General features: G+C 68.4%; 25 protein-coding genes. 10 read left to right on the top strand and 15 right to left on the bottom strand.

Annotation, left to right across the window (positions count from 1 at the left end; all coding sequences use genetic code 11):
* Positions 1–246 precede the first annotated feature (246 nt).
* Positions 247–702 (top strand): hypothetical protein, encoded by a 456-nt coding sequence (locus IWC96_RS15830; protein ID WP_021696758.1) that lies wholly within the window; start codon positions 247–249, stop codon positions 700–702.
* Here IWC96_RS15830 and IWC96_RS15825 read toward each other — a convergent pair whose 3' ends face one another.
* The 3 genes from IWC96_RS15825 to IWC96_RS15815 form a co-directional block, all read right to left on the bottom strand.
* Positions 703–1,239 (bottom strand): hypothetical protein, encoded by a 537-nt coding sequence (locus tag IWC96_RS15825; protein WP_021696757.1) that lies wholly within the window; start codon positions 1,237–1,239, stop codon positions 703–705.
* A 97-nt stretch (positions 1,240–1,336) separates the two neighbouring features.
* The gene (gene bfr, locus IWC96_RS15820; RefSeq protein ID WP_021696756.1) at positions 1,337–1,837 is read right to left on the bottom strand and encodes a bacterioferritin; all 501 of its coding nucleotides are present in this window, start codon (positions 1,835–1,837) and stop codon (positions 1,337–1,339) included.
* Positions 1,838–1,978: 141 nt separating this feature from the next.
* Positions 1,979–2,164, bottom strand: coding sequence for a bacterioferritin-associated ferredoxin (locus tag IWC96_RS15815; protein WP_021696755.1), 186 nt, complete (start codon positions 2,162–2,164; stop codon positions 1,979–1,981).
* 124 nt (positions 2,165–2,288) lie between these two features.
* Between IWC96_RS15815 and thiE the strand changes: the two genes are divergently transcribed.
* From thiE to IWC96_RS16185, 5 genes are all read left to right on the top strand, one after another.
* Positions 2,289–2,921 (top strand): thiamine phosphate synthase, encoded by a 633-nt coding sequence (gene thiE, locus IWC96_RS15810; RefSeq protein WP_021696754.1) that lies wholly within the window; start codon positions 2,289–2,291, stop codon positions 2,919–2,921.
* A gap of 70 nt (positions 2,922–2,991) precedes the next feature.
* Positions 2,992–4,677: an MASE1 domain-containing protein gene (locus tag IWC96_RS15805; protein ID WP_021696753.1), complete on the top strand. Its 1,686-nt coding sequence runs from the start codon at positions 2,992–2,994 to the stop codon at positions 4,675–4,677.
* Between the two features lie 98 nt (positions 4,678–4,775).
* The gene (locus IWC96_RS15800; RefSeq protein WP_021696752.1) at positions 4,776–6,209 is read left to right on the top strand and encodes a cytochrome ubiquinol oxidase subunit I; all 1,434 of its coding nucleotides are present in this window, start codon (positions 4,776–4,778) and stop codon (positions 6,207–6,209) included.
* The gene (cydB, locus tag IWC96_RS15795) at positions 6,206–7,240 is read left to right on the top strand and encodes a cytochrome d ubiquinol oxidase subunit II (protein WP_021696751.1); all 1,035 of its coding nucleotides are present in this window, start codon (positions 6,206–6,208) and stop codon (positions 7,238–7,240) included. Before IWC96_RS15800 ends, cydB begins: the two co-directional genes overlap by 4 nt.
* A 159-nt stretch (positions 7,241–7,399) precedes the next feature.
* Positions 7,400–8,233: a hypothetical protein gene (locus IWC96_RS16185; protein WP_196839264.1), complete on the top strand. Its 834-nt coding sequence runs from the start codon at positions 7,400–7,402 to the stop codon at positions 8,231–8,233.
* Positions 8,234–8,259: 26 nt separating this feature from the next.
* Here the strand turns inward: IWC96_RS16185 and IWC96_RS15785 are convergent, their stop codons facing one another.
* Positions 8,260–8,667 carry a MerR family transcriptional regulator gene (locus IWC96_RS15785; RefSeq protein ID WP_196839263.1) on the bottom strand — a complete coding sequence of 136 codons (408 nt, stop codon included), beginning with the start codon at positions 8,665–8,667 and terminating at the stop codon, positions 8,260–8,262.
* A gap of 68 nt (positions 8,668–8,735) precedes the next feature.
* Between IWC96_RS15785 and IWC96_RS15780 the strand changes: the two genes are divergently transcribed.
* Entirely contained in the window at positions 8,736–9,482 is a 747-nt protein-coding gene (locus IWC96_RS15780) for a glutaredoxin family protein (protein ID WP_021696747.1), read from the top strand.
* A gap of 4 nt (positions 9,483–9,486) precedes the next feature.
* On the opposite strand, the gene IWC96_RS15775 is transcribed toward IWC96_RS15780, so the two are convergent.
* The 7 genes from IWC96_RS15775 to IWC96_RS15745 form a co-directional block, all read right to left on the bottom strand.
* Positions 9,487–9,846: a bleomycin resistance protein gene (locus tag IWC96_RS15775; protein ID WP_021696746.1), complete on the bottom strand. Its 360-nt coding sequence runs from the start codon at positions 9,844–9,846 to the stop codon at positions 9,487–9,489.
* A 4-nt stretch (positions 9,847–9,850) separates the two neighbouring features.
* Positions 9,851–10,543 carry a phosphate regulon transcriptional regulator PhoB gene (phoB, locus tag IWC96_RS15770; RefSeq protein ID WP_196839262.1) on the bottom strand — a complete coding sequence of 231 codons (693 nt, stop codon included), beginning with the start codon at positions 10,541–10,543 and terminating at the stop codon, positions 9,851–9,853.
* The gene (gene phoU, locus IWC96_RS15765) at positions 10,540–11,265 is read right to left on the bottom strand and encodes a phosphate signaling complex protein PhoU (protein WP_045318871.1); all 726 of its coding nucleotides are present in this window, start codon (positions 11,263–11,265) and stop codon (positions 10,540–10,542) included. Before phoU ends, phoB begins: the two co-directional genes overlap by 4 nt.
* Before the next feature lie 17 nt (positions 11,266–11,282).
* Positions 11,283–12,146 (bottom strand): phosphate ABC transporter ATP-binding protein PstB, encoded by an 864-nt coding sequence (gene pstB, locus IWC96_RS15760; protein WP_021696743.1) that lies wholly within the window; start codon positions 12,144–12,146, stop codon positions 11,283–11,285.
* A 5-nt stretch (positions 12,147–12,151) separates the two neighbouring features.
* A complete protein-coding gene (gene pstA / locus IWC96_RS15755; protein WP_021696742.1) occupies positions 12,152–13,450 on the bottom strand; it encodes a phosphate ABC transporter permease PstA in 1,299 nt (432 codons plus the stop codon).
* Positions 13,443–14,873: a phosphate ABC transporter permease subunit PstC gene (pstC, locus tag IWC96_RS15750; protein ID WP_021696741.1), complete on the bottom strand. Its 1,431-nt coding sequence runs from the start codon at positions 14,871–14,873 to the stop codon at positions 13,443–13,445. Before pstC ends, pstA begins: the two co-directional genes overlap by 8 nt.
* A gap of 132 nt (positions 14,874–15,005) precedes the next feature.
* Positions 15,006–16,379, bottom strand: a complete 1,374-nt coding sequence (locus IWC96_RS15745) for a cell wall metabolism sensor histidine kinase WalK (protein ID WP_021696740.1) — start codon at positions 16,377–16,379, stop codon at positions 15,006–15,008.
* 119 nt (positions 16,380–16,498) lie between these two features.
* Between IWC96_RS15745 and IWC96_RS15740 the strand changes: the two genes are divergently transcribed.
* Together IWC96_RS15740 and IWC96_RS15730 are read left to right on the top strand one after the other, a co-directional pair.
* Positions 16,499–18,790, top strand: a complete 2,292-nt coding sequence (locus IWC96_RS15740; RefSeq protein WP_196839261.1) for an ATP-binding protein — start codon at positions 16,499–16,501, stop codon at positions 18,788–18,790.
* A gap of 389 nt (positions 18,791–19,179) precedes the next feature.
* Positions 19,180–19,509 carry a hypothetical protein gene (locus IWC96_RS15730; protein ID WP_081703420.1) on the top strand — a complete coding sequence of 110 codons (330 nt, stop codon included), beginning with the start codon at positions 19,180–19,182 and terminating at the stop codon, positions 19,507–19,509.
* 743 nt (positions 19,510–20,252) lie between these two features.
* Here IWC96_RS15730 and aceB read toward each other — a convergent pair.
* From aceB to aceA, 3 genes are read right to left on the bottom strand one after another with little or no spacing between them, the layout of a single operon-like run.
* Positions 20,253–21,851, bottom strand: coding sequence for a malate synthase A (gene aceB / locus IWC96_RS15725; protein ID WP_196839260.1), 1,599 nt, complete (start codon positions 21,849–21,851; stop codon positions 20,253–20,255).
* Positions 21,852–21,854: 3 nt separating this feature from the next.
* Positions 21,855–22,064, bottom strand: a complete 210-nt coding sequence (locus IWC96_RS15720; protein ID WP_021696737.1) for a hypothetical protein — start codon at positions 22,062–22,064, stop codon at positions 21,855–21,857.
* Positions 22,065–22,075: 11 nt separating this feature from the next.
* Complete coding sequence (gene aceA, locus IWC96_RS15715) at positions 22,076–23,359, bottom strand: isocitrate lyase (RefSeq protein WP_021696736.1); 1,284 nt, start codon at positions 23,357–23,359, stop codon at positions 22,076–22,078.
* Between the two features lie 157 nt (positions 23,360–23,516).
* Between aceA and IWC96_RS15710 the strand changes: the two genes are divergently transcribed.
* Positions 23,517–24,920: a short-chain fatty acyl-CoA regulator family protein gene (locus IWC96_RS15710; RefSeq protein ID WP_196839259.1), complete on the top strand. Its 1,404-nt coding sequence runs from the start codon at positions 23,517–23,519 to the stop codon at positions 24,918–24,920.
* A gap of 1 nt (position 24,921) precedes the next feature.
* Here the strand turns inward: IWC96_RS15710 and IWC96_RS15705 are convergent, their stop codons facing one another.
* On the bottom strand, positions 24,922–25,569 hold the full coding sequence (locus IWC96_RS15705) for a methyltransferase domain-containing protein (RefSeq protein WP_148291425.1): 648 nt from the start codon (positions 25,567–25,569) through the stop codon (positions 24,922–24,924).
* Position 25,570 lies beyond the last annotated feature (1 nt).

Below are 25,570 nucleotides of genomic sequence, written 5' to 3'. Positions count from 1 at the left end.
CGCGGTCCCCCTCCCCCGATGGGGGAGGATTGGTGATCACGCCCGGCCAGCCGTGCGGGGCGGCTTGGGGGGTGTTTCGGGACGCGGCCTGTGCCGGTCCGCCTGCATCAGGCGGGCGAGGCTTTGGGCGCCGGTGGCGAGCACGATCATGGGCCGGACTCCGTGGATGCGATATTGAGAATGCATCGCAATAGTGAGTCTGGCAAGCCTCCTGACGTGGGCCTCGCGGCCCTGTAGCGTTGCGCCATGATCGCGCCCTCCGCCGCCCCTGCTCCGCCCCGCGTCTGCGGCGACTGCGGCCTGTGCTGCAAGATCATGGGGGTGGAGGCCATCGCCAAGCCGCCGCGCAAATGGTGCGGCCATTTCCGCAAGGGGCGCGGCTGTTCGATCTATGCGGAGCGGCCCTCAGCCTGCGGCGCGTTCAACTGCACCTGGCTGCTGGCGCCGAACCTGGGCGAGGACTGGCGGCCGGACCGGGCCGGGTTCGTGATGCATTCCGAGAACGGCGGCCAGCGCCTGATCGTCGAGGCTGACGGGGCGGACCCGCAGGCGTGGCGGCGAGAGCCCTATCAGACCACCCTGCGCGAGTGGGCGCGGGCCGGGGCGGCCCAGGGGCTGGAGGTGATGGTGTTCGTGGGCGACCGGGGCGTCCGGTTGCTGCCGGACGGCGGAGAACGACCGGTCACGCGCGCTTCAGCCTGATCAGTGGACCGTGACGTTCCGGGTCTGATCGCGGCCGTGCAGCTTGTCGCCGATCATGTTGCCCCAGCGGACGGCGGAGCCCATGGGTGACGCCATGAAGCCGGCCCGGGGATCGATCTTGCGGGCCTGATGGGCGAAGGCGGCGGCCATGCCGGCGCTCATCATGGCGGCGATCATCTGGCCGGCCATGCTGCGCGGGCGCGAGGCCATCCAGAAGGCGCTGACCGCCTGGGACACGCTCCACAGACGCAGGGCGCTGTTGCGGTCCGGCCCCGAGGGCGCGTTCCAGACGCGCAGGCCGGCCAGGGTGGCGGCCGACATCAGGGCGGGCAGGAGAATGCTGTAGCCGGTGCGCGGCTTCTGGACGATGGGGCGGCCGTCATGCTCGGGCGAGGTCTCGCGGGGGTCGGCGGTCAGGGCCACCAGGGCCGAGGCCACGAGGCCGACTCCGGCGGTGACCGCCAGTCCCGTCGCCACATGCCGCCCGCTGCGGCCCTTGCTGTTGAGGAACCGGTCGACGGGGCGGGGGCGAGGCATGGCGGTGGTCTCCCTGTTGGATGAGTCAGGGAACGGAACAGGTCAGGCGGGATGGGGTTCCGGGGCGTCGGCCCCGGCCCTCCTCCGATGGAGAGGATCAGTTGCCGGTGGCGGCGCCGTCGGGCTCGATGTCCTTCATGGCGCTCTGCAGCCAGTTCTGCTCGCCCAGCAGCTTGATCAGGTTCAGCTGGTTCTCGAGGAAGTCGATGTGCTCCTCGGTGTCCGACAGGATTTCCGTCAGGATCTGGCGGCTGATGAAGTCGGCGGCGGCCTCGCACTGCTTGATGGCCTCGATCTGGTCGCGGCGGCCGTCCAGCTCCAGCTGAAGGTCGGCGCCCATGCATTCCGGCGCGGTCTCGCCGATCTTGAGCTTGTGCAGGTCCTGCAGGTTGGGCAGGCCGTCCAGGAACAGGATGCGCTTGATCAGCTTGTCGGCGTGTTTCATCTCGCCGATGGATTCGTCGTAGATCACCTTGCCCAGGTGGCTGAGGCCCCAGCTTTCGAACATGCGGGCATGCAGGAAATACTGGTTCACCGCGGTCAGTTCGTTGGTGAGGACGCCGTTCAGCGTCCGGATGATCGCGGGATCGCCCTTCATGATCTCAAGCCTTTTCGTTCCAGGACCGGCTCACACGACGGCCGCGTCCCATGCATGATGCATAACACGCTTCGCAAGCGATTGTTCACCTGCGACTACTTATCAGCTTATTGTAATTGCGAGTAAATCTCGCCCGCATGATTACTCGGCGGCGAGAGCGAAGGCCTGGCGCGATTCCTGGATCATCTCGCGCATCTCGCAGACGCATTTGGCGCACTGGGCCTGACAGCCGTTGTGGGTGAAGACGTCGCGCGGCCGCTGGGCCCCCGCCTCGATGGCGCGGGCCACGTCCCGTTCGCGAATGCCGTTGCAGTTGCAGATGTACACGGTGTGGTCGCCCGACCCGATACGTTGAGAACGACTCTCCATAGCAGGACTTTCGCGCCGTGCAAATCGTTCGCATGCGCACCCGATGCTTGACCGGTGAGGCAAGACGGCGCACCCCCCGGCCATGACCTCAAAAGCCCCTTGCCGCCTGTATCTCATCACCCCGCCGGCCCTGCCCGACCTGGACGCGTTCGCCGCCGATCTGGAGGCCGCGCTGGGCGCGGGGGACGTAGGGGCGCTGCAGATCCGGCTGAAGCCCGCCGGGGATGATCAGGTGCGCGCGGCGGTGCGGCGGCTCCTGCCCGTCGCCCATGCCCACGGTGTGGCGGTGATCCTCAACGACCGGCCGGATCTGGCCGCCGAGCTGGGCTGTGACGGCGTTCACGTGGGCGACGAGGACCCGGCGGTGGACGCCGCGCGGCGCATTCTGGGGCCGGACGCCATGATCGGCGCCACCTGCCGGGACAGCCGCCACGCGGCCATGGAGGCGGCGGAGGCGGGCGCGGACTATGTGGCCTTCGGCGCCTTCTTCCCCACCGAGACCAAGGACACCACCGCCCGGCCCGAGCCGGAGATCCTGACCATCTGGCAGGAGACCATGGCCATTCCCTGCGTGGCCATCGGCGGGATCACCGTGGACAACGCCCGGCCCCTGATCGAGGCGGGCGCGGACTTCCTGGCGGTGAGCGCGGGGGTGTGGCGCCACCCGGACGGTCCAGCCGAAGCCGTGCGGCGCTTCAACGCCCTGATGGGTTGATCGCAAGGGATATTTAGCAAAGGCGTGGTTGACTGGGCGTTCAGTATTCCAGCCTGCAGAAGCCTTTGTCATGATCCTGAGCCGCGCGCTCGCCGACCTGGAGCATCCCGCCGTCGCCGCCGCAGAGGCGCGCGCCGGCTCGTGGCGGCGTGGGCACGACGTGATGAGCCAGCCTCACGCGCCGATCTTCCTGGCCGTGATCCTCGCTTTCCTGGTGGTTCTGGCGGTCACCACCAGCCGCTCGGCGGGCCTGGTGGCCGCGCTGTGGGCGGCCGGCGGCGTGGCCGTCACCGCGTGGCTGCGCGCGGGCAAGGGCAAGGCCTATGACGCGGCCTATGCGGCCCTGATCGCCACGGGTTTCGCGGGCGGCAATCTGCTGGCGGGCAATTCGCCGGACCTGGCCTTCATGTTCACCATCGGCAACATGATCGAGGTGGTGCTGGCCGTGGTGCTGATCCGTCGCTACCTGCCGGACCTGAACATCGCCACCGTGCCGGGCGCCGCCAAATTCCTGATCCTCGCCGCGGTGATCCCGCCCCTGCCCGCAGCCTTGTTCGCCTCGGGCATGCTGTACCTGATGAACGGCCAGGATTTCCTGAGCACGCTCCAGACCTGGTGGTTCGGCCACGCCCTGGGCATCGCCGTGTTCGCGCCCTTCGGCCTGGCGGTGACCAAGCGTCATTTCGCCCGCCTGGCCCGGCCCTGGCATGTGGTCGAGGCCGTGGTCCTGCTGGGGGCGCTGGCGGCGCTGGTGACGGTGTTGTTCACCCAGGTGGTCGCGCCCATTCAATTCATCATCATGCCGCTGCTGCTGGTGATCGCGGTGCGGCTGCGCATCGTGGGCGTCACCGCCGCCATCCTGATCACCGCCGTCATCTCCATCAGCGCCACCCTCCACGGCCAGGGACCGATGACCGCGCTGACCGGCGCCGACCTGACCGAGCGGGTGATGCTGGCCCAGCTGTTCACCGCCGCCACGGGCCTGCCCATGCTGCTGGTGGCGGCCATGCTGGAGGAGCGCGACCTGTTCGCCGCCCGCGCCGCCGCCGACAAGCAGAGGGCGGAGAAGGCCAGCGCGGGCAAGTCCCGCCTGCTGGCCAATGTGGCGCACGAGATCAAGAGCCCCATCGGCGGGGTCATCGGCATCGGCGACCTGTGGTCCTCGGGCCAGCTGGGGCCGGTCACCCCGACCCAGGGCGAGATGGCGGCCATGCTGGTGAAGACCGCCCGCCAGATCGAGACCCTGACCCATGACCTGCTGGATGTGGCGCGGGCCGAATCCGGCGCCGTGCAGATGGACCTGCGCCCGGTGGATGTGGCCGGCGTGGTGGAGGACGTGCGCCGCACCGTCGCCCTGCAGAAGGACGCTGAAGGCCTGACCCTGACCGCCGAGCGGGGCGATGAGGATCTGGTCGCCCTGGCGGACTCCATCCGCCTGAGCCAGGTGGTGGGCAATCTGGTGACCAATGCCGTCAAGTACGGCGCCTCCGGCAAAGTGGTGACCCTCCGCACCCGCCGCGTGGGCCGCAATATCCGTGTCGAGGTCATCGACAGGGGCCCGGGCCTGTCGCCCGACAAACAGGCCCAGCTGTTCGAGCCCTTCAACCGGCTGGGCCTGGAGCGGTCCACCATCGAGGGCCACGGCATCGGCCTGACCCTGGCCAAGCGCCTGACCGAGCTGCAGAACGGCGAGATCGGCGTGATCAGCGCGCCGGGCGAAGGTGCGACGTTCTGGATCGAGCTGCCGGCGGCCTGACCCTGCGACCGACGACCGCGCGACAGGACGGCGGGTGGACATCGACGGTCGACAAGCGCACCGTTTGACACCACCCAAGGCTGTTCAAGGAACGGATCGTGGATTTCGACGCACTCTTGCTGTCCCGGATGCAGTTCGCCTTCACGGTGGCGTTCCACATCCTGTTCCCCGCCTTCACCATCGGCCTGGCGGCGTTTCTGGCGGTGCTGGAGGGGCTGTGGCTGTGGACCAAGCGGGACGTGTTCCAGACCCTGTACCTGTTCTGGGTGAAGATCTTCGCCCTCAGCTTCGGCATGGGCGTCGTGTCCGGGGTGGTGCTGAGCTACCAGTTCGGCACCAACTGGTCCGAGTTCATCCGCCTGACGGGCGGGGTGATCGGGCCGTTGCTGGCCTATGAGGTGCTGACGGCCTTCTTCCTGGAGGCCTCGTTCCTCGGCGTCATGCTGTTCGGCTGGAAGAAGGTCGGGCCGAAACTGCACTTCCTGGCCACGGTGCTGGTGGCCATCGGCACCAGCGTCTCGGCGTTCTGGATCCTGTCGGCCAACAGCTGGATGCAGACGCCCCAGGGCTACGAGATCCTGGCCAACGGCGTGTTTCAGGCGACCAATTTCTGGGAGGTGGTGTTCAATCCCAGCTTCCCGTCGCGGCTGACGCACATGCTGCTGGCCGCCTTCCTGACCACGGCGCTGGTGGTGGGCGCGGCCTCGGCCTTCCAGGTGCTGAAGACCCGCAAGTCGGGCGAGGCGCCCACGGGCTGGACCGCCAGCCGCGTGGCCCTGGTCATGGCCGTGGGCATGATCGCCGTGACCGCGCCGCTGCAGCTGCTGGCCGGGCACTGGTCCGGCGAGGTGGCGCACCATTACCAACCGTCCAAGCTGGCGGCCATCGAGGGCTACTGGGAGACCCGCGCCGACCAGCCGCTGCACCTGTTCGCCATCCCCGACCGCAGCACGCAATCCAACCACTTCGAGGTGTCGATCCCCGGCGTCGGCAACATGGTGCAGAACCTGCCGCGCGACGAGGTGATCCAAGGCCTGGACCAGCTGGCGCCCGAGGATCAGCCGCCGGTGTTCATGGTGTTCTGGAGCTTCCGCGTCATGGTGGGACTGGGGATGCTGATGATCGGTCTGGGCCTGTGGGGTGCGTACCTGCTCTGGCGCAAGACACTCTTCGACAGCCGCTGGTTCCTGCGCTTCGCCGTGGTGATGGGGCCGTCCGGCTTCATCGCCGTGCTGGCCGGCTGGATGGTGACCGAGATCGGCCGCCAGCCGTGGGTGGTCTATGGCGTCCTGCGCACCGCCGACGCCGTGTCGCCGGTCACCAGCGGAGAGGTGCTCACCTCGCTGCTCGTCTACATCACCGTCTACGCCATCGTCTTCACTGCCGGGGCCCTGTTCATCCTGCGCCTGATGGCCGAGGGGCCCAAGGCCGTGGTCACCGCCCGCGCCGCCGAGGAGCGCCGCGCCCCCGGCTCGGCCCTGGCCAAGGCGCCCGAGGATGTGGACGGCGACGTTCCGGGAGATCCGTCATGAGCCTCGACCTCGCCCTGATCTGGGCCGGACTGATCGCCGTGGCGGTGCTGCTCTATGTGGTGCTGGACGGGTTCGACCTGGGCCTGGGCATCCTGTTCCCCTTCGCCCGCTCGCCGCGTGACCGGGACGTGATGATGAACACCGTCGCCCCGGTGTGGGACGGCAACGAGACCTGGCTGGTGCTGGGCGGCGGCGGACTGCTGGCGGCCTTCCCGCTGGCCTATTCGATCCTGATGCCGGCGCTGTATCTGCCGGTGCTGATGATGCTGGCGGGACTGATCCTGCGCGGCGTGGCGTTCGAGTTCCGCTTCCGGGCGCGAGATCGCGGACGGCGGTTCTGGACCCAGATGTTCGCCTTCGGCTCGATCCTGGCGGCTTTTGCGCAAGGGTTGATCCTGGGCGGCTTCATCCAGGGCGTGCAGGTGGTGGACGACCGGTTCGCGGGCGGGCCGTTCGACTGGTTCACCCCCTACACCCTGCTGGTGGCCTGCGGGCTGGTGGCCGGCTACGCCCTGCTGGGTGCGACCTGGCTGATGCTCAAGACCACCGATGATCTGCACGGCGACGCCCGCAAATGGACCGGGATCAGCGCCGTGGCCACCGCCGTCCTGCTGGCCGCGGTCAGCCTGGCGACCCTGGTGGCCCATCCGGTGATCGGCGAGCGCTGGGGCTGGCCGGACGGACTCATGGGCGGGATCGACTGGGCGGTGTTCGCGCCGCGCGCGCTGATCCCCCTGATCGGCGTGGCGGGTCTGGCGATGGTTTTCCTGGGGTCGCGCAAGGGATCGCACGGCTGGCCCTTTGTGGGGGCGCTGACGGTGTTCCTGTCTGGATATCTGGGGCTGGCGATCAGCTTCGCGCCCTATGTGGTGCCCTATGCGGTGAACTTCCGCCAGGGCGCGGCGCCGGACAATGCGCTGGGTCTCATGCTGTGGGGCACGGCCTTCATCCTGCCGACCATCCTGGCCTACACAGCCTGGGTCTACTGGGTGTTCCGCGGCAAGATGACCCCGGAGACCGGCTATCATTAGACCCGTCCCCCCGCCCGGCCCCGACGATCCGCTGCCGCCCCTGTGGAAGCGGCTGATGTGGTTCGCCCTGCTGTCGATCGCCGGGCTCGCCGTGGTGGCGGCGGTGGCCTACACGCTTCGGGCCTTGCCGTTCATGGGATGAGGCGCGACAGTCGCCCCATGATGTTCCGCAAAACGCTGATCGCCGCCGCCCTGACGGCCCTGGCCGCCCCCGCCCTCCCCGCCGCCGCGCAGGAGGCCGAGGATTTCACCGCGCGCCTGAACCGTCTGCCGAGCCAGGCGGCCCAGCCCGCGCCTGAGCCCGAGCCGACGGTAGAGGCCGAGCCGACGCCGGATCCCACAGCCCCGCCGGTGGAGGACATCACCTCGCGCCTGAACCGGATGCCGGGCCGGACGACCCAGCCCGCGCCCGGGCCCACGCCGGCGCCCGAGCCTGAACCTGTCGCGCCCGCGCCCGACCCGGAGCCCGCGCCGCCGGAGCCGGAGCCGGTCGTCGAAGCCGCCCCCGAGACTCCTTCTGACCCTGAGCCCGCCGGGATGGAGCGCGAACCCGAAGCCGAAGCCGCGCCCGAGGTTGAAGCCCAGGTCGAAGCCGCGCCCGACCCCGTCCTCGAGCCGGCGCCACCGCCGGTGCTGGAAATCCTGAGCTCCCAGGCGGGCCTGCCCTTCCGCGTGGACGTGCCGGAGTCGTTCGATCTGGTGGAGCGCCCCTCCGGCCCCGACTTCGACGTCTATCAGGTGTCGCGCGGCGACACGGCGTTCGTGGGCATCTATGTGGGCTGCTGTTCGCCCTTCCCCATCTATGACGGCCGCCAGACCGAGGCGGCGGGCCGCTTCTCCATCCTCATCAACGAGAACGGCGCCAACCGGGCGGTGGAGCACCTGTTCGTGCGCGAAAGCGATGGTCGGCAGATCCACGTCTGGCTGCACAGCGTCACGGGCGATGACCGCGCCCTGGCCGAACGCATCGCCCAGACGGTGGACCCGAGGTAGCGGAAGCGACTCCCACCCTGACCTGTTCAGCCTGGACCGGGGGGTCTCTCGCCACCTTCAAACGCCGCGATGATCGGGCAAGGCCCCTCCGCATGGTCGCAGGCGGCGGCCAGACGGGACAGGGCGGCGCGGGCGGCGCTCAGTTCGGCGATGCGGACGTCCAGGTCATGGATCCGGCCTCGAGCCAGTTCTCGCGCCCGGGCATGATCGCGGCCGGAATCCAGCGCCAGCAGTTCAGCGATCTGTTCCAGGGTGAAGCCCGCCGCCTGGGCCATGCGGATGAAGCGCAGGCGCCGTGCGTCATCCGGCCCGTAGCGCCGCACCCCGCCGTCACGCGCCGGCGTGCGCAGAAGGCCTCGACGCTGGTAATAGCGCACCGTCTCCACGCCGACGCCGCCCGCGCGGGCGAGGCCGCCGATGGTGTCCGTTTCCATGCCTTGACTCCGTACCATGGTACGGAACCTACATGGGGCGGGTCCGGTTTCAGGCAAGAGGAGTTCCCATGACCGACCACCCGAAGAAAACCGCCGTCCTGCACCGCATGGTGATGGACCACCATGTCTGCCCGTGGGGGCTGAAGTCGAAGCATCTGCTGAAGACGCGCGGCTATGCGGTGGACGACCGCCTGCTGACCAGTCGGGAGCAGACCGACGCCTTCAAGGCCGAACACGGGGTGAAGACCACGCCCCAGACCTTCATCGACGGGGTGCGCATCGGCGGCTACGACGACCTGCGGCGGCATTTCGGGATGAAGGTGAAGGACCCGGAGGCGACCACCTATGCGCCGGTGATCGCCATCTTCGGTGTCGCCGCCCTGATGGCCCTGGCGGCCACATGGGCCATGATGGGCACGGTGCTGACGATCCACGCGGTGGAGTGGTTCATCGCCTTCGCCATGTGTCTGCTGGCGCTGATGAAGCTGCGGGACGTGGAGGGCTTCGCCACCATGTTCCTGAACTACGACCTGCTGGCCCGGCGCTGGGTCCCCTATGGCAAGGTCTATCCCTTCGCCGAACTGTTCGCCGGGGTGATGATGATCGCCGGCGCCCTGACCTGGCTGGCGGCGCCCGTGGCCCTGGTCATCGGCGGCATCGGCGCGGTTTCCGTGTTCAAGGCCGTCTATATCGACAAGCGCGAACTGAAATGCGCCTGCGTGGGCGGGGACTCCAACGTGCCGCTGGGCTTCGTGTCCCTGACCGAGAACCTGATGATGATCGGGATGGCGGTGTGGATGCTGGCGCGGATGTAGGGCGTCAGTTCTGGATCAGGCGCAGCAATGTGCCGTCCGGGTCGATCATGAAGCCCACCCGGCCGCCCCAGGGCTCGAGCCGGGGTGGATGGAGGCGGGGCTGGCCGACGTTGGTCTCCGGCAGACCCGCAGCCTTGCAGACGGCGTAGAAAGCGTCGAGGTCGTCCAGCCGCAGGCAGCAGCCGAAGGAACTCTGCAAGGGGTCCAGGTCGGGATAGGGGAAGAATTCCAGCGTCAGCTCGCCGCGCGACAGGATCATCCAGCCGCCGTCGCGCCAGTCCTCCTCAAAACCGAGCGCGCCATAGAAGGTCGAGGTGGCGGCGAAATCACGCGAGGGCAGGTTCGGCGTCGCGTGATCGGTCATGGCCTTATCCCTCAAGATCCAGCGCATAGCCCGCCGAGCGGACCGTGCGGATGGGATCGCGCAGGCCGTCGGTGACGGTCAGGGCCTTGCGCAGGCGGCCCACGTGGACGTCCACGGTGCGGACCTCCACATAGACGTCCGAGCCCCAGACGGCGTCAAGCAGCTGCTCGCGGCTGAACACCCGGCCGGGATGCTGCATCAGATAGTCCAGCAGGCGGAACTCGGTGGGGCCCAGATGGACCTCCTTGCCGTCGCGCTTCACCCGGTGGGCGACCCGGTCGATGATGATGTCGCCGTGGCTGACCCGGTCGTCGGCCAGGCCCGGACGGATGCGGCGCAGCACGGCGCGGATGCGGGCGTTGAGCTCGACCATGGAGACCGGCTTGGTCAGATAGTCGTCGGCGCCCGTGTCCAGGCCGCGGACCCGGTCGGATTCCTCGCCGCGCGCGGTCAGCATGATGATGGGCACGTTGCGGGTTTCCGGGCGGCCCCGCAGGCGGCGGCAGACCTCGATGCCCGACACCTTGGGCAGCATCCAGTCCAGCAGGACCAGATCGGGAGTCTCCTCCTCGGCCTGCATCAGGCCTTCCTCGCCGTCGGAGGCGACGCTGACCTTGTAGCCCTCCTTTTCCAGATTGTACTGGAGCAGGGTGGCCAGGGCGTCCTCGTCCTCGAATACCAGGATGTGCGGCGTCATCCGTTCTGCTCCGGCGTGCCGATTTCACTGGGACTGGGCGTGGCGGTGGCGCGGGGGCGTTCGCCGGTCAGTTCGTCGCCGGTCATTTCGTAATGGATGGTCTCGGCGATGTTGGTGGCGTGGTCGCCGATGCGCTCCAGGTTCTTGGCCATGAACAGCAGGTGGGTGCAGGCCGTGATCGTGCGCGCGTCGCCCATCATGTAGGTCAGCAGTTCGCGGAACAGGGCGTTGTAGTGCTCGTCCACCTCGTCGTCGGTGGACCAGACGGCGACGGCCTGATCCACATCGCCGGTGGTGTAGGCGTCCAGCACCTGTTTGAGCCGCTGGGACACCAGCCGGCCCATGCGCTCGATGGAGCGGGTCAGGGGCGCCATGGGCTCGGTCTCGGCCAGGCTCAGGCCGCGCTTGGCTATGTTCTTGGCCAAGTCGCCGGTGCGCTCCAGATCCATGGCCAGCTTCATGGCCGCCAGCGACTTGCGCAGGTCCGAGGCCATGGGCTGGCGCAGGGCGATCATGCGGATGGCCTTGCGGTCGATCTCGTTGTGCATGGCGTCCAGCTTGGCGTCACGCTCGATGACCTGCCTGGCCAGGGCCACGTCGCGACGCACCACCGAGGCCACGGCGTCGTTGATCTGGGCCTCGGCCTGACCGCCCATGCGTGTCACCTCGGCGGTGAGGGCGTTCAGTTCTTCGCCATAGGCGCGGACGGTGTGTTCGTTCATGGCCATTGTGATGGTCCTCAGCCGAAGCGGCCGGTGATGTAGTCGAGGGTGCGCTTGTCGCGCGGGTTCTGGAAGATGGTCTCGGTGTCGTCGAATTCCACCAGCTCGCCCATGTGGAAGAAGGCGGTGCGCTGGCTGACCCGCGCGGCCTGGGCCATGGAGTGGGTGACGATGACGAGGCAGTATTCCTCGCGCAGCTCGTCCATCAGCTCCTCGATCTTCGCCGTGGCGATGGGGTCCAGGGCCGAGCAGGGCTCGTCCATCAGGATCACCTCGGGCTCCACCGCGATGGCGCGGGCGATGACCAGGCGCTGCTGCTGGCCGCCCGACAGGCCCGTGGCGGCCGCGTCCAGACGATCGGCCACCTCGGCCCAGAGCCCGGCGCGCTTCAGCGACTGCTCGACCCGGTCGGCCAGCTCGGTCTTGTTCTCGGTCAGGCCGTGGATGCGCGGGCCGTAGGCCACGTTCTCGAAGATCGACTTGGGGAAGGGGTTCGGCTTCTGGAACACCATGCCGACCCGGGCACGCAGCAGCACCGGATCCAGCGCCTTGTCATAGATGTCCTCGCCGTCCATGCGGATGGAGCCCTTCACCCGCGCGATGGGGATGGTGTCGTTCATCCGGTTCAGGCAGCGCAGGAAGCTGGACTTGCCGCAGCCCGACGGGCCGATGAAGGCGGTCACGGCCTTGTCGGGAATGTCGACGCTGACGTCGAACAGGGCCTGTTTGTCGCCATAGAAGACCGAGACGTCGCGGGTCTGGATCTTGATGGGGCCGGTGGGCTCCTGGTGCGCGGCGTGGGGCGGGGCCAGCAGGGGCGAGGTCGCCGCGGTCCCGCCGCTCTCGGCGCCGTCCAGCTGTCGGAAAAGATTGAAGCGCATGGGGACTACCACCGACGTTCGAAGCGGCGCCGCAGATAGATGGCGGCGGCGTTCATGATGATCATGAAGACGAGGAGAACCATGATGGCCGCGGCCGTGCGTTCATGGAACGCACGCTCGGAGGCGTTCTCCCAGATGAAGACCAGCACCGGCAGGGCGCTGGAGGGCGAGGTGACGGCCTCGGGCACGCCCGGCACGAAGCTGACCATGCCGATCAGCAGCAGCGGCGCGGTCTCGCCCAGGGCGTGGGCCATGGCGATGATCGACCCGGTCATGACGCCGGGCATGGCCAGGGGCAGGACGTGGTGGAACACGGCCTGGGTTCTGGAGGCGCCCATGGCCAGGGCGGCCTCGCGGATGGAGGGGGGCACGGCCTTGAGCGCGCTGCGGGTGGCGATGATCACCGTGGGCAGGGCCATCAGGGCCAGCACAAGACCGCCCACCAGCGGCGAGGATCGGGGCAGGTGCATCCAGTTGATGAACACCGCCAGACCCAGCAGGCCGTAGACGATGGAGGGCACCGCGGCCAGGTTGTTGATGTTGACCTCGATGATGTCGGTGATCCGGCCCTTGGGCGCGAACTCCTCAAGATAGATGGCCGCGCCCACGCCGATGGGCAGGGCCAGGGAGGCGGTGACCAGCAGCATCAGGGCCGAACCCACCACCGCGCCCAGCACCCCCGCCAGCTCCGGCTGGGTGGAATCGGAACGGGTGAACAGGCCGGTGTTGAACTGGCCCTGGATGCGGCCCTGATCGCGCATCTGGTCCAGCCAGAGGATCTGACGGTCGTTCAGGCGGCGGAATTGCTCCTCGCCTTCCCCGTCCAGCTCGCCCTTGTAATAGAGGTCCGCGTCCGCGCCGATGGGCAGGGTCACGGTGATGCGGTCGCCGATGACCTCAGGGTTCTCGCGCACCAGACGCTGCATCTCGAAGGCCACGCCCGCCGACATCAGCTGACGCATGTCGCGCGACGCGCTCATGGCCTCGTCGTCCTGGACGCCCAGGCGGGCCAGCTGCTGTTCGGCGACCAGCTGGTCGAAATTGGTCCCTTCGGGATAGGCCGGGTCGATGCGGGCGGGGTCCAGATAGACCTCGGTCTGCACCGTGTGGGTCCAGAAGGCGGTGTGGCCCTGTTCGATGATCCGGCCCAGCAGCAGGGCCAGGAAGCCGATGGCGATGGCGATGGCCAGCACGCCGTAGAGCTTGAACCGCCGCTCACGCGCGTGCCGGCGCTTGAGGCTCTTCCTCAGCTGGGCGGTGCTGCGACCGGAGGCGCCGGCGCGGGTCAGGGTCGCGTCAGTCATATTGTTCCCGGTAGGTCTGGACGATGCGCTGGGCCGCGAAGTTCAGGATCAGGGTCACCACGAACAGGGTCAGGCCCAGGCCGAAGGCGGCCAGGGTCTTGGCGCTGTCGAATTCCTGGTCGCCGGTGAGAAGGGTGACGATCTGGACCGTGACCGTGGTGACGGTGTCGAGCGGGTTGAGGGTGGTGCGCGCGGCCAGGCCCGCGGCCATGGTCACGATCATGGTCTCGCCGATGGCGCGGGACACGGCCAGCAGGAAGGCGCCGGCGATGCCCGGCAGGGCGGCGGGCAGCACCACACGCTTGATGGTCTCGGACCTGGTGGCGCCCATGGCGTAGGAGCCGTCGCGCAGGCTCTGGGGCACCGCGTTGATGATGTCGTCCGACAGGGACGAGACGAAGGGGATCAGCATGATCCCCATGACGGCGCCGGCCACCAGCGCCATCTGGTTCTGCACCAGCAGCAGGTGCTGGCCGAGGCCGTCCAGCGGACCGCCGACCAGTTGGGCGCCGATCCAGTTGAAGAAGGCGCGGAACGACGGCCCCACCGTCAGGGCGGCGAAGAAGCCGTAGACCACCGTGGGCACACCGGCGAGAATCTCCAGCACCGGCTTGATCACGGCGCGGCGCTTGGGCCCGGCGTACTCCGCCAGATAGATGGCCGAGAACAGGCCGATGGGCCCCGCCACCAGCATGGCGATGACCATGATCAGGAAGGTGCCCACGAACAGCGGCACCGCGCCGAAGGCCCCGGTGGACCCCACCTGGTCGGCGCGGATGGCGATCTGGGGCGACCACTGGGTCCCGAACAGGAACTCGGTGATGGGAACCGTCTGGAAGAAGCGCAGGCTCTCGAACACCAGCGAGGCGACGATGCCGATGGTGGTCAGGATGGCCACGGCCGAACAGGCGAACAGGGCCACGCTGACGAAGGCCTCGACCCGGTTGCGCGCCCGGAACTCAGGCCGGGTCTGACGCCAGGCCAGGCCCGCGCCGATCAGGGCGGCGAGAATCGCGGCGATCAGACCGCCCCAGGCCAGGGCGCCGTCGACGCGGGACGCGCGTGCGGCCTCTTCCTGCAGCGCCGTCGACAGGTCGCCGGTCCAGATCTGGCGCGGCATGCCGCCGGCGCCGACGATGCGGGCGTCCTCGATGAAGGCGGCGCGGCGCGGTGCGTCCAGGGCCTGCACGGCCTCGGGCGCCGAGGCGATGAGCACCGTCCGCTCGATGCGGGCGTCGAAGGTCGAGGCGAGAATCAGGATGATCAGGGCGGGGACCGCGGCCCAGATCAGCGCCCAGGCGCCGTGATAACCGGCGGCGCTATGCGCCTTGACGACGGTCGCACGACGGCGGGCGGCGCGCCGGGCCAGGACGAACACCGCCGTCGAGAACACGGCCAGAACCAGAAGATAAATAAGAAGCATTCACCGTCCGCACGCACGAGGGGACGAATCGGCTCGGATGACCGTTCGCCGGGCCCGTATGCCCACGACCCGCCGCCGCATTACGACGGTTCCGTGACAGTTTTATAACATCGTCCGATCCCGGACGGATTGTCACGGAGCGGCGACCCTCAGGGGGAGGTAGACGCCGAAGGCGGCGCCCTCGCCCACGATGCTCTCGACCGTCATGCCGCCCCGATGGCGGTTGACGATATGCTTGACGATGGCGAGGCCCAGGCCGGTGCCCAGCCGCTCGCCGCTCTTCTGGCCCTCGACCCTGTAGAAGCGCTCGGTCAGGCGCGGCATGGTCTCGCGGGCCAGCCCCGGGCCGTGATCGCGGACCGTGATCAGGACATAGCGGGCCTGGGAATCCCGGTCCGGCGTCAGCAGCGGCAGGCCCGCCGCGTTCGGCGTGCGCACCCGGGCGGCGTCGTCGGCGCCGACCCCCACCCTGAGGTCGATCTCGACCTCCGTGTCGTCGGGCGAGTATTTGATGGCGTTGTCGGTCAGGTTCTGGATCACCTGGATCAGCTGATCGCGGTCACCGGTCACACTGGCGGAGCCCTCACCCTCTCGTGTGACCTTCAGCCTGATGCCGCGCCGCGCGGCCAGGGGGCCGGTGGCGTCCACCACATCGGAGACGGCGCCGGCCAGATCCACCTTGCCCGACGGGGGAATATGTTCGTTCAGCTCGATGCGGCTGAGCGACAGCAGGTCGGCCACCAACCGCGTCATGCGCTCGGCCTGCACCGCCATGATGCTGAGGAATTTCTCCCGCGCCGCCGGGTCGTCGCGCGCGTGACCGCGCAGGGTCTCGATGAACCCCGACAATGACGCCAGGGGCGTGCGAAGTTCGTGGCTGGCGTTGGCCAGGAAATCGACCCGCATCATTTCGGCCCGCTTGGAATCGGTCTCGTCGCGAAGGCGCAGAACGGCCAGACGGCCCTCCGCCTCGCCGTGGCCGGGCAAGGGCGCGACCCAGGCGCTCCAGTGCCGGTCCTGGGCGCCGCCCGGCTCATAGTCGATGGACTGGGTGCGCCTGCCGAACAGGGCCTCGTCGATGGCCTCGAGCAGGTTCGGATCCCGAATCGCGGCGTGCAGCGGGTGATCCTGCCCGCCGGACGGCAGGCGCAGCAGCGCGGCGGCGGCGGCGTTCGCGCGCACGATGGCCCGGTCGCCCACGTCCTCGGCGTCATCGCCCGCGATGACCAGAAGAGGATCGGGCAACGCCTCCAGCGCCTCGGCGGCGAGCGCGGCGCCGGCGGCGGACACGTCCGGCTCGTCCTGTTCGGAAATCGGGAGCGCGAGTGACGGCCGCCTCAGCAGAACCAGGGCCATCACGGTCACGACTGCGCCCGCGGCCAGGACCGGGGCGACGCCGGGCTGGAGAACGGCGGCCAGCCCCATCGCCGCCAGGGCCGGCAGGATGACCACCCAGCGCCTCAGAGGGTCCAGATCGATGCGGGCTGCGGCGCGAGTGTCGGTCATATGTCTTCCAGAGGGGCGCCATCCTGTTGGCCCTGCCCGACAGTCTGACGGCTTCGCGTGACGGTTTCAGCCCTTTTTCACACCTTGGCCGTAGGAAGAGCGTGAAATCCGGGGGCACCGTGCTCGAAACGCTCACTTGTCTGGCGACAGAACATGACTGGCGGCTGCTGATTGCAGCCGTCTTCGTGTGCGTGCTGGGCACGGTCACGTGCATGCGCCTGTTCAACCAGTCCCATAACCGCAAGCGCAGCGACCGGGATCTGATGCTTCTCGTCGCGGGCCTCGTGGGCGGCGTGGCGGTCTGGACCACCCACTTCATCGCCATGATGGCCTTCCAGCCGGTCACGCGGTTTGACTACGACCTGTTCGCCACCCTGGGCTCGCTCATCATCGCCGCCTCCGGCGTTGCGGCGGGCCTGCTGATCGCCAGCCATCTGCGCTCCACAGCCGGGCGCGTGCTGGGCGGGGTTCTGGTCGGCGCCACGGTCTCGGCCATGCACTACACCGGCATGGCGGCCGTGAAGCTCCAGGGAGTCATCGCCTGGGAGACGAGTCTGGTGATCGGCGGGGTGATCGTTTCGAGCGTACTCTGGGCGGCCGCCCTGGTGGTGCTCGATCAGGGCGGCTGGCGACGCACGTCGGCGGCGACCCTGCTGGCGGTGCTGGGCATCTGCAGTCTGCATTTCAGCGGCATGGCCGCGGCGGAGATCACCTTCGACCCCACCCTGCCGGTGATCGAGGCGGGCGCGGGCGCCCGCATGGCCGTCAGCGCGGCCGCCCTCGCCGCCTTTCTGGTGACCGCCGCCGCGGTGGTGGAGGCGCTGAGCTTCTGGTCGCGGGCGAGCATGCTGACCCAGCTGCGCGAGGCCATCGACGCCATGCCCGACGGCCTGGCCTTTTATGACTCCCATGACCGGCTGGTGATCTGGAACGCCCGCTACGCCGAAATCAATCCCGAGATCTCCGAGATCCTGAAGCAGGGCGCCACCTTCCGCGAGATCGTCCAGATCGGGATCGACAAGGGGCACTATCCCGAGGCCGAGGGCCGGGAAGCCGAGTGGCTGGAGGAACGACTGACGGCGCGCGCACGCCTGTCCTGCGCCATGGAGCAGAAGACCTCGGACGACCGCTGGCTGAAGGTCCAGGACCGCCGCACCGCCGACGGCGGCGTGGTCACCCTGGTCAACGACATCACCGACCTGAAGCGCGACGCCGAGACCCTGGCGGCCGCCCGCGATGCGGCCGAGGCGGCCAACCGCGCCAAGTCGGAATTCCTGGCCAACATGAGCCACGAGATCCGCACGCCCCTGAACGGCGTCATCGGCGTGGCCCAGGCCCTGTCCGGCACGCCGATGAATGACCGGCAGCAGGAGATGCTGGAGCTGATCCGCTCCTCAGGCGTGACGCTGCAGCATCTGCTGTCCGACATCCTGGACCTGGCCCGGGTGGAATCGGGACGGCTGGAGCTGCGGCCCGAACCCTTCGACCTGCTCAAGGCCGTCAATGAAGCGGCCCAGCTCTATTCCGCCCAGGCCGAAGAGAAGGGGCTGCGCTTTTTCGTCGACGCGCCCGAAGACACCCACGTGTGGATCGACGGCGACGTGGTGCGCCTCAAGCAGATTCTGACCAATCTGGTCTCCAACGCGGTCAAGTTCACCAGCCAGGGCTTCGTCAGCCTGTCCATCTCGCGCGGGCAGGACGCGGACGGCGGGCCGGTGTTCCGGTTCATGGTCGAGGACACCGGCATCGGCTTCGACTCCGCCGCCCGGGCGCGTCTGTTCAGCCGGTTCGAACAAGCGGACGGCGCCATCACGCGCCGCTTCGGCGGCACCGGTCTGGGGCTGGCCATCTGCCGCGAGCTGGCCGCCATGATGGATGGCGGTCTGGACTGCGAAAGCGAGCCCGACGGCGGCTCCACCTTCATCCTGACCGTCCCGCTGCGCGAGGTCGCCGCCCCGGTTCAGCAGACAGCGGCGGTCGCGGTGAGCGACGAAACCGCCAAGGATCGCCCCTTGCGGGTTCTGCTGGCCGACGACCACCCCACCAACCGCAAGGTGGTGGAGCTGATCCTGTCCCAGATCGATGTGGACCTGGTCATCACCGAGGACGGCGCCCAGGCCCTGGCCGCCTTCCGCGACGGCGCCTTCGACGTGGTGCTGATGGACATGCAGATGCCGGTCATGGACGGTCTGACGGCCACCCGCGAGATCCGGCTGCATGAGGCGGCCATGGGCGCCGCCCGCACCCCGGTGGTCATGCTGACCGCCAACGCCCTGCCCGAACACGTGACCGCCACCCGGGAGGCGGGCGCGGACCATCACCTGTCCAAGCCCTTCGGCGCCGAAGCCCTGATCGACCTGGTCACCACCCTCGGCCGCTCGCCCGCCAGGATGGAAGAAGCGGCGGCCTGAGGTCATGTCCTCATAAGCAACCGAGGTCGACCTGCCGAACACCCGACGTCCCGAAGCGGGGCAACGGGTGGGGAGTGGACATCTACTCCATCACTTCGATCCCAATAATCTCGCCTGCCTCGTTTAGATCGAGTTGTATCTCCGGACCAACGTAGTTGGGAATGAGCGCGCTGACTCGCACCATGCCCTTCACGCATCCTACCGCTCCGGGGCCGGGATGGTTCGACAGGTAAAGATAGCCAACCGAAGGGTCGTCGCTGGGCTCAAATCGCATGGGGCACCTTTTATCGACCGATAGCCTAATCGCGCCACCCGGCGTCCGCTATGGGGCGTGAGCCGACCGTCGAAGATGGGTGGATAACGGACGCGCAGGGAGGCAGTCTGCCGAAATGGTCGAGCAGCCGAAGATAAAGCTCTCACGCCTTCGCGAGATTGGGTGGTCCGAGTGGGACCCTATCGGTCTTAGTCAGATGGGGAGCGATGACTGGAAAGACGGCGGCCCGTGCGCCGACGAATATGACAGCTACCTGCTTCAGGTGGCGGGACGACTGCGGCGCGGTGAGGCACGCGGAAACATTGTCGCCTATCTGGAAAAAATCGAAATGGTTCACATGGGCGGCGGTCGACTCGCCACGACGCGCACTCGGGCTGAAGCGACGGTTGCCGCGATTGCTCACTATCTCGCCGATCTTCCAGCGGGACCACTCAAGGTCCGCTAGGGGCCGGGAGCGGTCAAACGCCAGACGCCGGGAAGCGGACCTCCGGCGACCCCTTAAGAGCCGACGCGAGAAACGTCAGCAGGGGGTCGGAAGCGGACATTGATCGCGACCACTCTGCGTCAGGGTGTCAGCGGTCCCCAGCAGCCGATCAAGGCCGAAACGGCGTCGTGCCCCCATTGGGCGTAAGCATTGCCGCCTGCGATCTCGACTGTTGCGTAGGAACCGTCATCCGTCCGCGTCGCAAACCTCAAGCGGGTCTGGAAGCCGTCCTTGCGGGTAGGCGGGATTGGTTCAGCCTCGGCATGAACGCGGGACGGCCTCGGACTGACCGGTATGTCGGGCAGGTCGGCGAAGGACAAGGCGAGACGCCGCAGCGCAGGGCACATATCGGACCGGACCTCCTCAACCCCCCGTTCTGATGTGCGTGTGGCCCGCCAGAGCCGGCCCTCCAGCTGCGCTTCGGTTCGCACAGCAAACGGTTCGTCGGGTTCGATGACGATCTCGTGGGCGAGTGTGTAGTGACGGTCTTCGGCGACTGTGATCGTGACCAGCCTGTCGCTGCGCATGAGCGCAGCCTCGGCGCTGGCCGTGGAGCCGGACGTCAAGGCCACAAGTGAGATTACAGACCTCATCAAGCGCATGAACTGACGATAGCAGCCGAAGCCATATCGGTCATGCCCGCCAAGGCCCGCTCCGGGTCGGGAGCAGCCCTTAGCCTGCCGCCTGAAAGCGGACCCGCGATTTCATGATGACACGCCCTGGGCCTCCAGCCGCGCATAGGCCGGCAGGGTCAGGAATTCCTCGCAGGTCTCGGCCAGGCACAGGTCGGTGAACAGGCGCACCGCCTCCTCCAGATGCGGCAGTTCCTTCGGCATGCGCCGGATCTCGTCCTCGATCAGGGCCCGCACCAGCGCCTCATCCACCACCCGGCCGTCGTCCAGATGGGCCGACAGCGCGCGCCACTGCCACACCTGGGTGCGGCTGATCTCGGCGGTGGCGGCGTCCTCCATCAGGTTGAACAGGGGCACGGCCCCGCGGCCGCCCAGCCATGCTTCCGTATAGAGAATGCCCACGCGGATGTTCTCGCGCAGGCCCGCCTCGGTGCGCGGACCCTGATGGATCTCCAGCAGGCGCTCACGGCCGATGTCCTGACCCGACAGGGGCCGGTCCAGCTGGTTCGGGCCGGGCATCAGGCGGTCGAACACCTCCATGGCCACGGGCACCAGATCCGGGTGCGCCACCCAGGTGCCGTCGTGGCCGTTGGACGCCTCGCGCTCCTTGTCCGCCCGGACCTTGGCGAAGGCGGCGGCGTTGGCGGCCTCGTCGTTCTTGACGGGAATCTGCGCGGCCATCCCACCCATGGCGAACGCCCCGCGCCGGTGGCACGCATCGATCAGCTTGAGGGAATAGGCGTTCAGGAACGCGTCGCCCATGACCATCGCCGACCGGTCCGGCGTCAGGAAGTCCGGGTTTCCGCCCAGCCGCTTGATGGTCGAGAAGATGTAGTCCCACCGCCCGCAGTTCAGGCCGACGATGTGGTCCTTCAGGGCGTGCAGGATCTCGTCCATCTCGAAGGCGGCGGTGATGGTCTCGATCAGGATGGTGGCCTTGAAGCTGCCCGCCGGCAGGCCCAGCGCGTCCTGGGCGCGGCGGAACACCTCGTCCCACAGGGCCGCCTCCTCCATGGTCTCCAGCTTGGGCAGGTAGAACCACAGGCCCGACCCGGCCTCTGTCGCCGCCCGGGCGTTGTGGAAGGCGTACAGGCCGAAGTCGAACAGGGCTCCCGACACCGGCTTGCCGTCCACGGTCAGGTGGTTCTCGGGCAGGTGCCAGCCGCGCGGACGCACCTTCAGCACGGCGCGCCGGTCCTTCAGGCGATAGGCCTTGCCGCTTTTCGGATCATCGAACGACAGGGTCCCCGCCCACAGGTCCTTCAGATTGACCTGCCCCTCCACCTGGTTGGTCCAGGTGGGGCTGGTGGCGTCCTCGAAGTCGGCCATGAACACCTTCGCCCCGGAGTTCAGGGCGTTGATGACCATCTTGCGGTCCACCGGGCCGGTGATCTCCACGCGGCGGTCCTGCAGCTCGGCGGGGATCGATCCGACGCGCCAGTCGCCGTCCCGGATGTGGGCCGTGTCGGCCCGGAAGTCCGGCGTCTCGCCCGCGTCGAACCGCGCCTGCCGCTTGGTGCGCTCGGCCAGCAGCGCCAGCCGCCGGGCGTCAAAACGCCGGTGCAGATCGGCCACGAAGGCCAGCGCCTCGGGCGTCAGGATCTCGCCCGCACGGCCCTCCACGGGGCCGGTGACGCGGATGGCGGTGTCGGTCAGGGTGTCCAGGGGCATGGCCTACTCATACCCGTGCGCGGCTTCATTGATGACCAGCGGCGGCATGGCGTTGAAGTCCACGGCCACCGGCTGGGGGATGCGCGCCTGATAGGTCTTGATGACATGGGCCATGCGGTGGCGCACCTCCCGCTCGGCCGCCCCGCCCCCGTCCAGCCCCAGCGGGGCCAGGCAGAAGTCGATGATGGCGTCGGCGCTTCTGATCTCGGTCATGATGGTGCTCCTTATTCCGCCGCCACGAACTGGGCGGTCTCGGTGGAATCCTTCAAGGCGGTGGTGGACGAGGCGCCCGACGAGATGGTCATGGCCACCTGGTCGAAATAGCCGGTGCCCACCTCACGCTGGTGCCGGGTGGCGGTGTAGCCCGAGGCCTCGTTGGCGAACTCGCGCTGCTGCAGCTCGGAATAGGCCGCCATGCCCCGGTCGCGGTAGCCCTGGGCCAGCTCGAACATGCCGTTGTTCAGGCTGTGGAACCCGGCCAGGGTCACGAACTGGAACTTGTAGCCCATGGCCCCCAGCTCGCGCTGGAACTTCGCAATGGTCGCCTTGTCCAGCTTGGCTTCCCAGTTGAACGAGGGCGAGCAGTTGTAGGCCATCAGCTTGCCGGGGTGTTCCTTCTGGATCGCCTCGGCGAACCGGCGCGCATCGTCCAGATCCGGGTGCGAGGTCTCCCACCACAGCAGGTCGGCGTATTTCGCATAGGCCAGACCGCGCGCGATGCAGTGGTCCAGACCCGTGCCGGCCTTCAGGCGATAGAAGCCCTCCGGCGTGCGGTTCTCGCGGTCGATGAACGGGTGGTCCCGCTCGTCCACATCGGACGTGATCAGCTGGGCGCTCTCCGCATCGGTGCGCGCCACGGTCAGGGTCGGAACCCCCATGACGTCGGCGGCCAGCCGCGCGGCGATCAGGTTGCGCTCATGGGCCTGGGTGGGGATCAGCACCTTGCCGCCCAGATGGCCGCACTTCTTCTCCGAGGCCAGCTGGTCTTCGAAGTGCACGCCCGCGGCGCCCGCCTCGATGAAGGCCTTCATGATCTCGAAGCTGTTCAGCGGCCCGCCGAAGCCGGCCTCGGCGTCCGCCACGATGGGGGCGAACCAGTCGCGCTTCGCCCCGCCCTCGCCGTGCTCGATCTGGTCGGCGCGCTGCAGGGTGCGGTTGATGCGGCGGCACAGCTCCGGCGCCGCATTGGCCGGATACAGCGACTGGTCCGGATACATGGCCGAGGCCGTATTGGCGTCCGCCGCCACCTGCCAGCCGGACAGATAGATGGCCTTCAGGCCCGCGCGGACCATCTGCATGGCCTGATTGCCGGTCACGGCGCCCAGGGCGTTGATGAAGGGCTCGGTGTGCAGCAACTCCCACAGGCGGTTGGCGCCCCGCTCGGCCAGGGTGTGCTGGATGGGGAACGAGCCGCGCAGGCGCTCCACCTCCTCGGGGCCATAGGGACGCTCGATCCCGTCGAACCGCCCCGCGGGGGCGCCCGGAACCAGTTCCGCGAAAGTGGTCATGATGTGTCTCCGACAACAGATCTTGCGGCCTCGTCGCCGCGTCGCTGCTCAGAAAACATGCGAGCGCCCGGATTGTAACGGCTGCACGCCCGTCTTTCGCGCTTATTGGTCACATCGTGACTATCTTTTGTCAGTCACTTCATGACATCATGACTGAATGAGCGACGACGCCGACCGCAAACTGTTTCTGGGCGGACGCCTCAAGCGGCTGCGGCGCGAGCTCGCCCTGTCCCAGACCGCCATGGCCGCGGATCTGGGCGTCTCGCCCAGCTATCTGAACCATATCGAGCGCAACCAGCGCCCCGTCTCGGCCCAGCTGCTGCTGCGGCTGGCCGAGACCTATGACGTGGACCTGCGGGCCTTCGGCGGCCAGACCGGGCCCGGCGGCGAGGCGGCCCTGGCCGAGGTCTTCGCCGACCCCCTGTTCCAGGGCATCCCCATCCCGCGCCACGAGATCCTGCAGCTGGCCGAGGATCTGCCCGGCGCCGCCGACGCGGTGGTGCGCCTGTACCGCGCCCTGTCGCAGGGCCGCCCCGCCGCCCCGGCCGCCGAGACCGCCGGCCCCGCCGACTGGGTCCGCGACCACATTCAGGCCCGCCGCAACCACTTCCCCGAACTGGACCTGATGGGCGAGGCGCTCAGCAACGATCTGGCGCCCGATCCCGCCACCCTGCAGACCGCCGGCCCCGAGGCCCTGATCCGCGAGCGCCTCAAGGCCCGCCACGACATGGGCGTGCGCGTCATGCCCGCCGAGGTGATGGTGGAATGGACCCGCCGCTTCGACCCGCACCGCAAGCGGCTGCTGGTCTCCGAGGTGCTGTCCCCCGCCTCCCGCGCCTTCGCCCTGGCCTATCAGCTGGGCCTGATTGAGCACGGCGGCGAGCTTCAGGCGCTGGTGGATCAGGCCGCCCCGCCCGACCCGGCCTCGGCGCGCCTGCTCAAGGTGTCGCTGGCCAACACCCTGGCCGCCGCCATCCTCATGCCCTATGGCGCGTTCCAGACCCTGGCCGAGCAGAGCGGCTACGACATGGACCGCCTGTGCGCCCGCTTCGGCGTCTCGTTCGAACAGGCGGCCCACCGCCTGACCACCCTGTCGCGGCCCACCGCGCGGGGCGTGCCCTTCTTCTTCATCCGCGTGGACCGGGCGGGCAATGTGTCCAAGCGCTACGCCTCCTCCGCCTTTCCCTTCGCCCGGTTCGGCGGCGGCTGCCCCCGCTGGCGCCTTCACGACGCCTTCGGCTCGCCCGGCCGCGTCCTGACCCAGATCGTGGAGACTCCCGACGGCCAGCGCTGGTTCACCCTGGCCCGCACCGTCCCGCGTCAGGGAACCCACGACCACGACCTGGCCGTGGGCCTCGGCTGCGAGCTCAAGCACGCCCACCGCCTGATCCATGCGAAGGGCCTGAACCTCGACGCCCCCGAAGTCACCGGCATCGGCCCCGCCTGCCGCCTGTGCGACCGTCACCCCTGCCCCCAACGCGCCGAACCCCCGCAAGGCCGCCCCCTCACCGTCGACGACTGGGCCAAGTCGGTGAGCCCCTATCCGTTCGTGATCAGCTGACTTAGATCTTCCCGGTCAGAACGAGCCGCTTCAGCTTCTTGCCCCACACGATCGCGCTTTCACGAAGCCGGATCATCCTCGCCTCGGCGGGCGAGACCTCATCATCGAATGTCTTGAAGGCGACCCGCGCGCGACGCTTGATCTTCATGGGGCGAATGGTCGGGAAGTGAGGCTTCAGCCTGGCCTCCCACCAGTCCGCGCCGTGAAGGGTGACGTGGGCGTTGCGCCCATCCAACAGCAGGGTGCGCGCCGGGGCCGTGTCGATGACCAGAAGGGCGTGTTCAGCGACCGCCGCCATATCGGTGAGGACAGGGTCCAGGTCCTCTTCGGGAATATGTTCAAGAACATCGACATTGATCAGCACGTCGAAACGGCGCTTCGGGCGCGCCGAAAACGCCGGCACCGCAGGATCGTACCGGCCGATCTCCGCGATCCCCAGCCGCCGCCCCACCAAAGGCCCCAGCATGCCCTTGCCGCAGCCGTAGTCGATCAGCGACGTCGCCTTCAGCGCCTTCAGATGCGGCAAGATCCACGGGAGTGTCTTGTGTCCCGTGGACCCATAGGACGCGTCCTTGGCATGGAACGCCGCATACTCATCCACGAGTGCCTGATCCGTCATAATCCCCCCCATTTTTTTATGGTGGGTCATC

The organism is Brevundimonas sp. BAL450 (assembly GCF_015767455.1).
GTDB lineage: Bacteria > Pseudomonadota > Alphaproteobacteria > Caulobacterales > Caulobacteraceae > Brevundimonas > Brevundimonas abyssalis.
The sequence above is the reverse complement of the archived record's forward strand: the minus strand, read 5'-3'. Positions and strand labels throughout refer to the sequence as shown.

Excerpts from the sequence above, each read along its gene's own strand:
- IWC96_RS15830 (WP_021696758.1), top strand. The coding sequence starts at position 247 with ATGATCGCGCCCTCCGCCGCCCCTGCTCCGCCCCGCGTCTGCGGCGAC.
- IWC96_RS15825 (WP_021696757.1), bottom strand. The coding sequence starts at position 1,239 with ATGCCTCGCCCCCGCCCCGTCGACCGGTTCCTCAACAGCAAGGGCCGC.
- bfr (WP_021696756.1), bottom strand. The coding sequence starts at position 1,837 with ATGAAGGGCGATCCCGCGATCATCCGGACGCTGAACGGCGTCCTCACC.
- thiE (WP_021696754.1), top strand. The coding sequence starts at position 2,289 with ATGACCTCAAAAGCCCCTTGCCGCCTGTATCTCATCACCCCGCCGGCC.
- IWC96_RS15805 (WP_021696753.1), top strand. The coding sequence starts at position 2,992 with ATGATCCTGAGCCGCGCGCTCGCCGACCTGGAGCATCCCGCCGTCGCC.
- cydB (WP_021696751.1), top strand. The coding sequence starts at position 6,206 with ATGAGCCTCGACCTCGCCCTGATCTGGGCCGGACTGATCGCCGTGGCG.
- IWC96_RS16185 (WP_196839264.1), top strand. The coding sequence starts at position 7,400 with ATGATGTTCCGCAAAACGCTGATCGCCGCCGCCCTGACGGCCCTGGCC.
- IWC96_RS15785 (WP_196839263.1), bottom strand. The coding sequence starts at position 8,667 with ATGGAAACGGACACCATCGGCGGCCTCGCCCGCGCGGGCGGCGTCGGC.
- IWC96_RS15780 (WP_021696747.1), top strand. The coding sequence starts at position 8,736 with ATGACCGACCACCCGAAGAAAACCGCCGTCCTGCACCGCATGGTGATG.
- IWC96_RS15775 (WP_021696746.1), bottom strand. The coding sequence starts at position 9,846 with ATGACCGATCACGCGACGCCGAACCTGCCCTCGCGTGATTTCGCCGCC.
- phoB (WP_196839262.1), bottom strand. The coding sequence starts at position 10,543 with ATGACGCCGCACATCCTGGTATTCGAGGACGAGGACGCCCTGGCCACC.
- phoU (WP_045318871.1), bottom strand. The coding sequence starts at position 11,265 with ATGAACGAACACACCGTCCGCGCCTATGGCGAAGAACTGAACGCCCTC.
- pstB (WP_021696743.1), bottom strand. The coding sequence starts at position 12,146 with ATGCGCTTCAATCTTTTCCGACAGCTGGACGGCGCCGAGAGCGGCGGG.
- pstA (WP_021696742.1), bottom strand. The coding sequence starts at position 13,450 with ATGACTGACGCGACCCTGACCCGCGCCGGCGCCTCCGGTCGCAGCACC.
- pstC (WP_021696741.1), bottom strand. The coding sequence starts at position 14,873 with ATGCTTCTTATTTATCTTCTGGTTCTGGCCGTGTTCTCGACGGCGGTG.
- IWC96_RS15745 (WP_021696740.1), bottom strand. The coding sequence starts at position 16,379 with ATGACCGACACTCGCGCCGCAGCCCGCATCGATCTGGACCCTCTGAGG.
- IWC96_RS15730 (WP_081703420.1), top strand. The coding sequence starts at position 19,180 with ATGGTCGAGCAGCCGAAGATAAAGCTCTCACGCCTTCGCGAGATTGGG.
- aceB (WP_196839260.1), bottom strand. The coding sequence starts at position 21,851 with ATGCCCCTGGACACCCTGACCGACACCGCCATCCGCGTCACCGGCCCC.
- IWC96_RS15720 (WP_021696737.1), bottom strand. The coding sequence starts at position 22,064 with ATGACCGAGATCAGAAGCGCCGACGCCATCATCGACTTCTGCCTGGCC.
- aceA (WP_021696736.1), bottom strand. The coding sequence starts at position 23,359 with ATGACCACTTTCGCGGAACTGGTTCCGGGCGCCCCCGCGGGGCGGTTC.
- IWC96_RS15710 (WP_196839259.1), top strand. The coding sequence starts at position 23,517 with ATGAGCGACGACGCCGACCGCAAACTGTTTCTGGGCGGACGCCTCAAG.
- IWC96_RS15705 (WP_148291425.1), bottom strand. The coding sequence starts at position 25,569 with ATGACCCACCATAAAAAAATGGGGGGGATTATGACGGATCAGGCACTC.